This is a genomic window from Prevotella sp. ICM33 (assembly GCF_000517825.1).
GTDB classification, from domain to species: Bacteria; Bacteroidota; Bacteroidia; order Bacteroidales; family Bacteroidaceae; genus Prevotella; species Prevotella melaninogenica.
Window position 1 is genome coordinate 16,885 of sequence record NZ_JACD01000006.1, and the last position, 12,316, is coordinate 29,200.

Sequence of the window (12,316 nt, forward strand, 5' to 3'; positions counted from 1 at the left end):
GAGACTCTTCCATGTATATCGTGGAGTGAATTATTCACCTCTTTATAATGAGAAACCTCATTGGGTAGAGTAGGGTTGAGGGTGTTAAGCAAGTTCAGCCAACTCTAACCAGCGAAGTTCTAACTCGTCCAGCTCATCTTTTAAGATAGGTAGACGTTTACTCTTTTCTGTAAGTTCGTCTACAGAGAGATTGCCAGAACAGAGTTCTTCTTCAAGTTGTTGTTTCTCTTCTTCTAATTGTGCAATCTTATCAGAAAGTTGTTCGTATTCCCGCTTCTCCTTGAAAGACATCTTACGCTTTGTATTGTTACGATAATCCTTCTTCTGTTCGTTTGCTGTTGGGCTACTATTCTTTGTTGGTTTCTGCTGTTCTTCTTCCTTAGACTTCATCTTTTGAAAGTCACGGAACTGCGTGTAGTTACCAGGGAAGTCTTGAATCTCTCCTTCACCCTTGAATACTAAGAGGTGATCAACAACCTTATCCATAAAATATCGGTCGTGTGATACCACGATGACACAGCCTGGGAAGTCTTGAAGATACTCCTCAAGAATCTGTAAAGTCTGGATATCCAAATCATTGGTAGGCTCGTCGAGGACTAAGAAGTTCGGATTCTTCATTAGGACTGTGCAGAGATAGAGCTTGCGTTTCTCACCACCAGAGAGCTTATACACATAGTTATGCTGTTGTTCTGGTGAAAAGAGGAAGTAGTTGAGGAACTGTGAAGCCGTCATGTGTTTGCCTCCTCCAAGGTCAATATAATCTGCTATGTCTGTGATAATATCAATAACTTTTTGATCATCACGGAACTTTAAGCCTTCTTGTGAGAAATAACCAAAGCGCACTGTCTCACCAATATCAAACTTACCACTATCAGGTGCAACCTCTCCCAGTAACATCTTTACAAAGGTTGACTTGCCAGTACCATTGTTACCAACGATACCCATCTTCTCAAATCGTGAGAAGTTATAGTAGAAGTCGTTCAGTATTATCTTGTCATCAAACCTCTTTGAGACATATTGACACTCAAAGATTTTACTTCCGATATACACACTTGATGACTTCAAGCGTACCTGTCGTTCTTCAATTCGCTGCTTAGCCTTTGCTTCTAATTCATAGAAAGCTTCCTCACGATAGCGTGCTTTGTGTCCACGAGCCTGTGGCATTCGGCGCATCCACTCTAATTCCGTACGATAGAGGTTGTTTGCACGTGCAATCTCAGCGCGGGTGTTGTCGATTCTCTCTTGACGTTTCTCTAAGTAGTAAGAGTAATTGCCACGATAGGTGTATATCGTGTTGTTGTCTAATTCTAAGATAGTATTACACACGTTATCAAGGAAATAACGGTCGTGTGTCACCATAAAGATGGTCTTGTTACCACGAGAAAGATAGCCTTCTAACCATTCAATCATCTCTAAGTCAAGGTGGTTGGTAGGCTCATCAAGTATAAGGAAGTCTGGTTCCAATATAAGAACATTTGCCAAAGCAACGCGCTTCTGCTGCCCACCGCTTAGTTGTCCCATTGGTTGTTCTAAGTCATAGAGCTTCAACATGGTGAGGATTTGCTTTGCCTTTAGGAGCCTTTCAGGATTTCCTTCATGGTTGAAACAAGCATCCAAGACGCTTTCTTCTGGGTCAAAATACGGACTTTGCTCTAACATTCCCACTCGCAAATCATTGCGATAGATGATAGAACCGCTGTCATAACCCTCTTTTCCAGTTAGAATAGAGAGTAGAGTAGACTTTCCTGTACCGTTTTGTGCTACGAGTCCAACGTGCTGTCCTTCTGCAATAGAGAAAGAGATATCCTTAAAGAGGACCTGTGCACCGAAGCTCTTTGTTAGATTTTGGACATCAAGATAGGGTATCTGCGCCATAAAGTCCTATTATAAAGTCTTATTGATTTCGTCAATATAGTTTAATACTTCTTCTCTTCCAGTCTTGTTTTCAGCTGACGTAATGAAGTAAGGAGGAAGTTCTTCCCATCTATCCTGTAGTTTTTTCATCCAAAGAAGGGCGTTTGACTTAGCCTTGGCAGGTGATAGCTTGTCTGCTTTTGTAAAGATAATAGAGAAAGGAACATTGCTTTCACCTAACCAGTCAACAAACTCACGGTCTATCTTCTGTTGTTCATGACGGATATCAATCAGTACAAATACGTTCACAAGTTGTTTGCGTTGGAGGATATATTGGGCAATCATCTGTTCCAACTTATTTCTTACAGTCTTTGAACTTTTGGCATATCCATAGCCAGGAAGGTCGACTAAGTACCACTCGTTATTGATAATAAAGTGATTGATAAGTAGCGTCTTGCCCGGTTTTGATGAGGTTTTTGCCAAGCCTTTATGGTTACAAAGCATATTGATAAGGCTTGACTTTCCTACGTTTGAACGTCCAATAAAAGCATATTCTGCCTTTGTATCTTCTGGACACTTTGACAATGAAGGTGAAGATATAGTGAATTCTGAATTCTTGATAATCATATTTTGAAGAGTATGTGATATAATCAGCTTTTCCTGCAAAGTTACTAAAAAGTTAATAGCTATGAATGGTCAGTTGATAGTTTTTTCGTATTTTTGCAGAAAATATGCTGCACTCGGCAAAGTAGAAGCAAGCTTTTTTACTCTTGTCGATGCGTTTGTAGATAACTGATGTGTAAATGAAACAAATCAACTGGGGATTTATTGGCTGCGGTGAGGTGACAGAAAAGAAGTCTGGACCTGCGTTCAATGAAGTGATGGGCTCGCATGTTGTCGCAGTGTTTAGCCGTAGCGAGTTAAAGGCGCGTTCGTATGCTGAGCGTCAGGGTATACGGAAATGGTATACCGATGCACAGGCTTTGGTAGACGATCCTGACGTAAATGCAATATATATTGCTACACCTCCTTCTGCCCATGCAACCTTTGCTATCATGGCAATGCGTGCTGGAAAGCCTTGTTATATAGAGAAACCTTTGGCGGCTTCTTACGAGGATTGCGTGCGTATTAATCGTGTGTCAGAGCAGACAGGAGTGCCATGTTTCGTCGCTTATTATCGTCGTTATCTTCCTTACTTCAAGAAAGTAAAAGAGATTGTTGATAGTGGTGAATTAGGTAAGATACTTACTGTGCAAGTGCGTTTTGCTGTTCCTCCACGCGATTTGGATTACGAAAAGAACGTGCAACTGCCGTGGCGTCTACAATCGCATATCTCTGGTGGCGGTTATTTCTATGACCTTGCTCCTCATCAGCTCGACCTACTACAAAACTTATTTGGTGTTATTATCAAGGCGCATGGCTACACAGCTAATCGTGCAGGGCTCTACAACCTCGAAGATACGGTAAATGCTGTGTTCCGTTTTGAGAATGGTTTGACTGGTAGTGGTGCTTGGTGCTTTGCTGCCCATGAGAGTGCGCGTGAGGATCGTATAGAGATTTATGGTTCAAAAGGTAGACTATCCTTCTCTGTTTATACTTATGCACCAATCCACCTCTGTACAAGTGAGGGTGAAAGAGATATTGAGGTCGCTAATCCTCCATACGTTCAACTCCCTATTATTAAGTCTGTTATTGAGGATATGCAGGGTTATGGAGCATGTGATTGTACGAGTGTTAGTGCCACTCCAACCAACTGGGTGATGGATCGCATCCTCGGAAAGATATAGGAAAAGCCCTTGAGGGCATTTGTTTTTGTTTAATTATTCAGATGAAGCTAACTTTCAACGACTACTTGGTTCTGAGTTTCCTCCTATTGTTTTTAGGAGGAACAAAGGCTTATGCGTTTTCATCAACGACTCTATCTGATAGCTTAGTTGTTAGGAAAGATAGTGGTGATATCCTTTCAAGCAAGCAGGAAACAGACTCTGTGCGATGGATGCGCAGAGGTGAAACTTCGCGCATGTTCAAACAGAAGTCGGGCAAAGGCGGTGGCTTTTTCCAGCATTTCAACGAGATAGATACTTCTTATATTGAGCCTCAAAAGTATAATTTTGCTTTTATGTTGCAGAATACAAATACCTATGAGGTGTATCGTTTGAGTAGTTCGAAAGAGCAAAGTATTACCTTTGCACCAGAGGCTACGGTACGTATAGGACCTTATTTCGGTTGGCGTTGGATATTCTTGGGTTACACACTCGATATAAAGCATTTAGATTTCTGGAACAAGAACAACAATCCTCGACAAGAATATGATTTAAGTTTATATAGTTCGATGCTCGGACTCGATATTTATTATCGTAAGACAGGCAATGATTATAAAATCAGACAGTTGTATCTTGGGAAGGATATTAACACGGATGCAATACGTGGTACTGACTTTGGTGGATTGACTTCAACCATTAAGGGTTTCAATATTTATTATATCTTCAATCATCGTAGATTCTCTTATCCAGCAGCTTTCAGCCAAAGTACGATACAACGTCGTTCAGCAGGTAGTCCGCTATTGGGCATTGGCTATACGCAGCATAGCCTTGATGTCAATTGGGGAGAACTTAATAGAGTCATCTCAAATCGTCTTGGTAATCAGGTTCCTGCCAATCCGATAGACAGTACATTGATGTTTAGTGAGGTCAAGTACACTGATATTTCTATCAGTGGTGGCTATGCCTATAACTGGGTTTTTGCTCGTAACTGGGTCTTGGCTGGTTCACTTTCGTTGGCTTTAGCTTATAAAAGTAGTAAGGGAGACGTTACTCAGCGTTCCTTTTCTATTAATGATTTTAAGTTTAGTAATATTAACGTTGATGGTATTGGACGCTTTGGTGTGGTGTGGAACAATAGCAAATGGTATGTTGGTATGAGTACTATCCTTCATGCCTATAATTATCGTCGCAGTAATTTCTCTACTAATAACTTCTTTGGAAGTATTAATCTCTATGCAGGTTTTAACTTTGGAAGAAAGAAGGAGAAATAGAATAGACATTGTTAGAACGTTAGTAGCCTAACGATATGTTGTTTTTTGAATTAGAACTTATTAATATGACACTAAAATATTCACTTATATTCTCTGCTCTCTTTGCCTTCTCTGCTTGTGGTGCAAAGCCCGAACAGAAGGCAAAGACACAGCAAGTTGCTGATACAGTTGTGACATCAGAACAGATGACAAGTGCTGTTCCTGAGGCATCTGTAGTCGAACAGAATGACACACTACCCACCTATATAGACACGTATACAAAGGCTGATAGTGCTTTGGTTTGTCAGTTGTTGCAAGAGTTTGTACCACAAAGACAGCAACTTACCAATGATCAGCTTATTATTAAGATTGCACGAAAGTTTATCGGGGTGCCTTATGTTGCCCATACCTTAGATATCAACGAGGATGAGAAACTGGTTATTAATCTTCATGGATTAGACTGTACGACTTATGTTGAGGCTGTTACTGCTCTTACACTTTGTGTTAAGAAGGGCGAAACACGTTTCTCAGACTATGTGCGTCAGTTAGAACAAGTCCGCTATCGTGGTGGTAAGATGAGTTACGTAAATCGTCTGCACTATTTCCATTGGTGGTTGGAAGATAATGAGCGAATGGGCTTTGTCAGAGAGATAGACACGCCTAATCCTCCTTTCACAGCTGTTCAGACGTTGAAAATCAACTATATGAGTCAGAACGCAAGACTCTATGATATGTTGAAGAACAATCCTGAACGCGTGGCAGAACTTAAGAAGTTGGAGGATGCTACCAACGGAACAAAGCTACGCTATATCCCTAAGAGTCTGCTTAACAATAGCAAACTACTTCGAGAGGTAGTGCGAGATGGTGACATTCTTGCGATTGTTACTAATAAGCGAGAGTTGGATACAACACATCTTGGCTTTGCTGTATGGCATAAGGATGGACTCCATCTCATGAATGCTTCTAATCTTAGGAAGAACGGTAATAAGGTTGTTGACCCTGTAGAGACGCTCTATAATTATATGATGGCTCGTCCAGCTAATCTCGGAATACGAGTTGTGCGTATTCAATAACCTTGCGCATAGCATAATAAACAATTTCTCCTTCAAGTTTGTCATTTGTTTTCTATGCAATAAGCGATGGCACTAAAGAGTTTGTTTTATCCTCTTTTATACTTGTGTGGACGTCCCGCACGGATGGTGCGGAGGCTTAGCACGAGTGGTGCGGAGGCTTAATACCATTGTAAGATATCGTTAGGTAAAAGACAACTTGTTGTTAGACGATAGATAGTACATGAGAGAATCGTCCCTTTAAGTTTATCAGACAGCTATAAATAAAAATGCTCTGGCAGAGAACTTAATAATTCTGCCAGAGCATTTTCTTACTTTTTCATCTTAGCCTTGCGGGCATACTCAAAGAGCGCTGCAGGCAGATGGCAATAGCCTGTTGGATGTTTGTCAAGATAATCTTGATGATATTCTTCTGCTGTGTAGAAGTTCTTGAGCGGTTTCACCTCAACGGCAATCTTTCCGTGAATCTGCTTTTGTTCCTCTTCAAATACTTTTTTGATCGTTGGGAGGTCGGCTGGATCGGTGTAATAAACGCCTGTACGATACTGACTACCACGGTCATTTCCTTGCTTGTTTATGCTTGTTGGGTCGATAGACTTAAAGTATAAGCCTAATAAGAAGTCCAAACTTATAACCTTAGGGTCGTAGGTGATGTGTACAGCCTCGGCAAACTGCGTCTTATCTGTGCAAACATCTTCATACGTTGGGTTCTTGATAATACCGTTGGCATAGCCCACTTCGGTAGCCGTAACGCCTTCTATCTGTTTGAGATAATGCTCTGTTCCCCAGAAACAACCACCTGCTACGTATATTTCTTTCATTGGTCTAACTAATTTAATATAGGCTCCGTAGCCTTTTGCTTTCATCTCTTCAAGTGGGATGAAACGTAACGAAGCACTGTTGATACAATATCTTTTGCCCCCGGTCGCTGCTGGTCCGTCATCAAAGACGTGCCCAAGGTGCGCCTTACCTGTCTTGCTTCTCACTTCCGTACGCACCATGCCATGGGATGTGTCAGTATGATTTGTAACGACTTTCTTGTCGATTGGCTTTGAGAAAGCAGGCCAACCGCAACCAGAATCGAACTTATCAGTAGACGAGAACAGCGGTTCGCCAGTTGTGATATCTACATAGATACCCTCTCTGAACTCATGGTCATACTCGTTGGTGAAAGGTCGTTCGGTGGCAGCCTGCTGTGTTACAGCATACTGTTCGGGAGTAAGCGTCTTTCGTAAGGTGGCATCGTCAGGACGTGTGAATTTCGTCTTAGGAGCGATGATAGAATCTGTTTGTGTCATAGCTGTCTTGGTCTTGTTTGTGCAAGAGGCTGTTCCTGTTATCAGTAAGCCGCAAGAGGCAGCTTCAACAATGGTCGGGAGAATCAGTGTGCACAATATGGATAAAATGTTACGCATAGTTTTTAGTGTTTATAAATATGATTAATAAAAATGCAAGAGATAACAAAGGGTGCGTCAAAATCCAATTTGTTGGATTCTGAAACACCCTTCTTTATATTTGTTTTGTTTACTGCTTCTGCAAGAAACGGTCAACCTCAATAGCTGCCATTGCACCTGTACCAGCTGCTACGACACCCTGACGATAGGTTGGGTCTGCCACGTCACCTGCTGCATAAACACCCTCGATATTGGTTGCTGTAGACTTTGGTTTGGTGATGATAAAGCCGTGGTCGTCCATCTCTACCTGACCTTTGAAGAGGTCGGTGTTAGGAGTGTGACCAATAGCCAAGAAGAAACCATCGATGTTGATATCGAATTTCTCCTCGTTCTCCTCACCCTTAAAGCGTACCAAATGTGCACCCTCTACACCGTCTTCACCAAAGAGACCGAGTGTATTGGTATTGTAAAGAATCTCAATATTCTCCTTCTCTGTCACGCGCTTACGCATAATCTCTGCCGCACGGAGATATGGCTTACGCACAATCATGTAGACCTTCTTTGCCAAACCAGAGAGATACATAGCCTCTTCGCAAGCAGTGTCACCACCACCAACAACGGCTACGGTGCGCTTACGATAGAAGAAACCGTCGCAAGTAGCACATGCACTCACACCCTGACCACGGTATTTCTCCTCATCAGGTAAGCCCAAGTACTTTGCACTTGCACCTGTTGCGATGATTACTGTCTCAGCTTCAATCTGGTTGCCACGCTCATCTTCGAGGTGGAATGGACGACTACTGAGGTCTGCCTTTACGATAGAACCATCGCGAAGGTCAGCACCATAGAGCTTAGCCTGCTCACGCATCTCTGACATGAGTTGGTTAGCATCGATTCCTTCGTGGAAACCTGGGAAGTTTTCTACAATGGTTGTGGTGGTCAACTGACCACCTGGCTGCAGACCAGAATAGAGTACTGGCTGAAGATTAGCACGTCCAGCATAAATCGCAGCAGTGTAACCTGCAGGACCGCTACCAATTATAAGGGTTTTTACTTTTTCCATATCAATATATTGTATGTTGCCCCTTAAATAAGACTTAACTTCTAAGCGGGGCTTGATTAATATTTTTGTATTTATTACAGAACAAACATTGTGCCAAAGAAAGACTATTCCTCTTATTCCATTGGGAAGAAGCCAAAGAGTCGGTCATCAATCATATCTGTGACACGTTTGAAGTCTTGTGGGTTGTCTTGGAAGTCAGTTGTGTCACCATCGACAATCATCAGATGTCCTTTGTAGGTCTTAATCCATTCCTCATAACGCTCGTTGAGACCACGGAGGTAGTCAATACGCATCGTTTGTTCGTAGTCTCGGCCACGTTGTTGGATGTGATCGATGAGGCGTGGGATAGAGCAACGGATGTAAATCATTAAGTCTGGCAGTTTAACCAGTGAGAGCATCAAGTCGAAGAGGTCGGTGTAGTTGTTGAAATCACGCTCTGACATCAATCCCATATCATATAGGTTCGGTGCAAAGATACGTGCATCCTCGAAGATAGTACGGTCTTGGATAATTGTATCCTTTGATTGTGAAATCTCTACAACATCACGAAAACGCTTGTTGAGGAAGTAAATCTGCAGATTAAACGACCAACGAGTCATGTCATTATAATAGTCTTCCAAGTACGGATTGTTGTCGACTGGCTCGAAGTGAGCTATCCATCCGTAACGTTTCGCGAGCATTTTGGTGAGTGTAGTCTTACCTGCTCCAATATTTCCTGCGATTGCTATATGCATAATATGTGTGTATCTAATTGCCCACCTCACGCCCACCTTTTATCGTAGGTGTGGTTAACGTCAGTGCTATGGGCTTATGATTTCTTGTTATTTTGTCCGTATTAAATCCCTTTCAGTACTTTAAGAGCCTACTTTTTAATCAGGGTAGGGATTCCTTTGTAAGTATCTTAGAATAAGCCGAAGAGTTCTCTGTCAATCTTGTCAGTAATGAAACCAAAGTCTTTTGGTTGATGTTGATAATCGAGGTTGTCGACATCTATCGTCAGAACACGCCCTTTATACTTCTCTTTGATAAACTCTTCATAGCGTTTATTGAGGTTCTCAAGATAGTCCAAAGGCATCTTCTGTTCATACTCTCGTCCACGTTTCTCAATGTTAGAAACAAGGTGACTGACCGAAGCACGAAGATAAATCATCAGGTCAGGGAACTGAACAGCATCTGTCATGTCCTCAAATAGCTCCATATAAGTCTCATAGTCACGATTATCAAGATTACCCATGGCATAGTTGTTTTCCGTAAACACGTAGACACCTTCATAGATAGAGCGGTCTTGTACTACTGACTCATCACTCCGACTTATCTCAAGCAAGTCCTTAAAACGCTCCTTTAGGAAGAACACTTCCATAGGGAACGACCAACGCTTAATGTCCTTATAATAATCTTCTAAGTAGGGGTTATAGTCAACAGACTCAAATCTTGGCTTCCAACCATAACGTTTGGCAAGCATTGTTGTGAGTGTTGTCTTACCGCTACCTATATTTCCTGCAATTGCAATGTGCATAACATAATGTCCACGTGTACGTCTCTGGCGTTCCCTATAATAGACAATGCCAGAGATGTCAGTGGAGAATATCGTTTATATTTAGAATTGATTTCTTGCCTTACCTACACAACCATTTGGCATCTGGATATGTAACATGGCACATACGGTTGGTGCAATGTCTACGATATGTGTCTCGATATTGCTTGCACCATGCTTCACGTTCCATCCAAAGAGGAGGAAAGGAATATGCGTGTCATATGGGAATGGCTGTCCATGCTGTGTTCCACGGAAGTCCGGTCTATCCTTACCACCGAAGAACTGTGGGCGTGTTACAATACCAATCTCACCTGAACGGCCACGGAAATAACCATTCTGCATACGTTCTTTTATCCAATTTGGCATCGTTGTCTCGCTTATCTTCTCCTCGTCAAAGACGTAGAGGAACTGTGGATCTTTCTTCAACCACTCTACAGACTCGTCTATAATCTCCTGCTTCTTCTTACCAGCTGCTTCGATAGTTGAGTCGTTGAGGTAGAACTGATAGTTGTCTTCGCCCATTACAGGACTGATACCAAACTTTCCTTGTAGATATGCGTTGAGGTCTTTTACAGTCTGTTTATAATCCCATCCGCCTGCTGGAATGCGGTGCTCACGCATGTAGTTGTAGTTGTGAGCAGCACCATGGTCAGCTGTAAGGAAGAGCAGATAGTTGCCTTCACCCACTTCTTTGTCAAGCACCTTAAGGAACCAAGCCAAGTCTTTATCTAACTGCATGTAAACCTCGTGATTCTCTTTTCCACGTGTAGAGAATCTATGTCCGATGATATCTGTTGATGAGATACTCACAGTGAGCATGTCAGTTTCTTTTCCTTTACCGAGTTTCTCATTCTTTAGAGCCGCCTCAGCCATCTTGAAAGTCATGGTAACGCCCTGTGGAGAACCCTTGATGTCAAAGTTAGGATCTGTGTGATTCTTTGCATTAAAGTCCTCAACCCACTGTGGAAGCTTATCCATATAGAAGGTAGAAGATACGAAGCGACCTGCTGAAGTGTCCCACCAATAAGCGGCATCGGCTGCATGACCAGCAGGAAGGATTGATGCGCGGTCTTTCAATGCTACACCAATCACCTTTGAACGGAAGTCTGTTGCAACTTGAAGTTCGTCACCGATGGTAGATGTAAGCATACGGCGAGGGCTCATCTGACCTTCTTTGCTATCGGAGCCAACACTCTTTACCGTATTATCCTCGCAGCAATAAACACTCTTATCATCTTGATAGAAAGAGTTGCCAGCAATACCTGTGAAGGCAGGAATAGAACCAGTATAGACAGAACTATGTCCAATCGCAGTCACTGTTGGTGCATAGTTGATATGTGTATTCTCAAAAGAGAAGCCTTGGTTGAGCAATCTTTTCAAACCATCATTACCATATTCATTATTGTAATAGTAAAGATAATCCCAACGCATTTGGTCGACAACAAGACCAACCACCAACTTTGGTCGTTGTATCTGCGCATTCGCTGCTGCTGCAATCAGCAATCCAGCTACAAGAAAAAGCAGTTTTTTCATTTTAGGTCATGTGTTTAAATTATCTTGCAAACTTACAATATTTTTTTTAATTTCTCGACTTTTTTGTCTACTTTTGCACTTGTCGGAATGATATTAAATACAAACAAGAAACATGAAGAATATTATCATCGCAGATAATCAAGATATCACACAGGCTGGAATGGCTTATGTGCTTTCTAAAAGGGATAATATATCTTGCCGCGTGGCAAGGGATAAGTCTGAGTTGATTCTCCTTTTAAACGATTGTCCCGAAGCGGTTGTGATATTAGATTATACCTTGTTTGATATTTCCAGTGAGTCTGACCTTCTGAATATTGGGCAGCGTTTTCCGCTTGCTCATCTTATATTGTGGAGTGAGGAGTTGAGTGTTGATTTTATTCGTCACCTTGTTAATGCAAGCAATCGGATTAGTGTGCTTATGAAGGATGCTAAGATGGCTGAAATAGAACAATGTCTTGACTATGTGTTGCAGGGTCAACGTTTTCTTTGTCAGCACGCTACTAACATGATTTTGGCCCCTACAGCGTTAGTTGATAAGGAGATTGTCCCGTTGACAAAAACAGAGACTGAGATTCTTAAGGAGATTGCTTTAGGTGCTACGACACGTGAGATTGCTGAGAAACGTTTTTCTTCTTTCCACACGGTCAACACACATAGAAAGAATATCTTTCGTAAGTTGGGTGTGAATAATGTTCATGAAGCTATCCGCTATGCGATGCGTTCGGGATTAGTAGATGCTGCAGAATATTACATTTAAGGTATGTCTTGTTAAACCCTAATCATCTTTCCCCTTCTTTTCTTGATTTGAAAGGATAGAAATTTATGCACATGATTTGCGAAATATGTTTACACTTA

The 12,316-nt window shown here is 41.8% G+C and carries 11 protein-coding genes; 4 read left to right on the top strand and 7 right to left on the bottom strand.

What is annotated here, in order from left to right; all coding sequences use genetic code 11:
- Window positions 1–84 precede the first annotated feature (84 nt).
- Window positions 85–1,875 carry an ABC-F family ATP-binding cassette domain-containing protein gene (locus tag HMPREF1505_RS01015; RefSeq protein ID WP_036921249.1) on the bottom strand — a complete coding sequence of 597 codons (1,791 nt, stop codon included), beginning with the start codon at window positions 1,873–1,875 and terminating at the stop codon, window positions 85–87.
- A 9-nt stretch (window positions 1,876–1,884) separates the two neighbouring features.
- Window positions 1,885–2,481: a ribosome biogenesis GTP-binding protein YihA/YsxC gene (gene yihA / locus HMPREF1505_RS01020; RefSeq protein ID WP_013265673.1), complete on the bottom strand. Its 597-nt coding sequence runs from the start codon at window positions 2,479–2,481 to the stop codon at window positions 1,885–1,887.
- 176 nt (window positions 2,482–2,657) lie between these two features.
- Between yihA and HMPREF1505_RS01025 the strand changes: the two genes are divergently transcribed.
- The 3 genes from HMPREF1505_RS01025 to HMPREF1505_RS01035 all read left to right on the top strand — a co-directional run bounded on the left by HMPREF1505_RS01025 (window position 2,658) and on the right by HMPREF1505_RS01035 (window position 5,940).
- Window positions 2,658–3,641 carry a Gfo/Idh/MocA family protein gene (locus tag HMPREF1505_RS01025; RefSeq protein WP_036921253.1) on the top strand — a complete coding sequence of 328 codons (984 nt, stop codon included), beginning with the start codon at window positions 2,658–2,660 and terminating at the stop codon, window positions 3,639–3,641.
- Between the two features lie 41 nt (window positions 3,642–3,682).
- Complete coding sequence (locus tag HMPREF1505_RS01030; protein WP_036921256.1) at window positions 3,683–4,888, top strand: DUF4421 domain-containing protein; 1,206 nt, start codon at window positions 3,683–3,685, stop codon at window positions 4,886–4,888.
- Between the two features lie 65 nt (window positions 4,889–4,953).
- A complete protein-coding gene (locus HMPREF1505_RS01035) occupies window positions 4,954–5,940 on the top strand; it encodes an N-acetylmuramoyl-L-alanine amidase-like domain-containing protein (protein ID WP_036921411.1) in 987 nt (328 codons plus the stop codon).
- A gap of 308 nt (window positions 5,941–6,248) precedes the next feature.
- Here HMPREF1505_RS01035 and HMPREF1505_RS01040 read toward each other — a convergent pair whose 3' ends face one another.
- From HMPREF1505_RS01040 to HMPREF1505_RS01060, 5 genes are all read right to left on the bottom strand, one after another.
- Window positions 6,249–7,352 (bottom strand): bifunctional methionine sulfoxide reductase B/A protein, encoded by a 1,104-nt coding sequence (locus HMPREF1505_RS01040; RefSeq protein WP_036921260.1) that lies wholly within the window; start codon window positions 7,350–7,352, stop codon window positions 6,249–6,251.
- A gap of 109 nt (window positions 7,353–7,461) precedes the next feature.
- Window positions 7,462–8,394 carry a thioredoxin-disulfide reductase gene (gene trxB / locus HMPREF1505_RS01045; RefSeq protein ID WP_036921263.1) on the bottom strand — a complete coding sequence of 311 codons (933 nt, stop codon included), beginning with the start codon at window positions 8,392–8,394 and terminating at the stop codon, window positions 7,462–7,464.
- Between the two features lie 113 nt (window positions 8,395–8,507).
- Entirely contained in the window at window positions 8,508–9,128 is a 621-nt protein-coding gene (locus HMPREF1505_RS01050; RefSeq protein ID WP_036921267.1) for a deoxynucleoside kinase, read from the bottom strand.
- A 167-nt stretch (window positions 9,129–9,295) separates the two neighbouring features.
- Complete coding sequence (locus HMPREF1505_RS01055; protein WP_036921271.1) at window positions 9,296–9,910, bottom strand: deoxynucleoside kinase; 615 nt, start codon at window positions 9,908–9,910, stop codon at window positions 9,296–9,298.
- Window positions 9,911–9,991: 81 nt separating this feature from the next.
- Entirely contained in the window at window positions 9,992–11,461 is a 1,470-nt protein-coding gene (locus HMPREF1505_RS01060) for an alkaline phosphatase family protein (RefSeq protein ID WP_036921274.1), read from the bottom strand.
- Between the two features lie 112 nt (window positions 11,462–11,573).
- On the opposite strand from HMPREF1505_RS01060, the gene HMPREF1505_RS01065 reads away from it, so the two are divergent.
- Window positions 11,574–12,218: a response regulator transcription factor gene (locus HMPREF1505_RS01065; protein ID WP_036921277.1), complete on the top strand. Its 645-nt coding sequence runs from the start codon at window positions 11,574–11,576 to the stop codon at window positions 12,216–12,218.
- The last annotated feature ends 98 nt before the right edge of the window (window positions 12,219–12,316 follow it).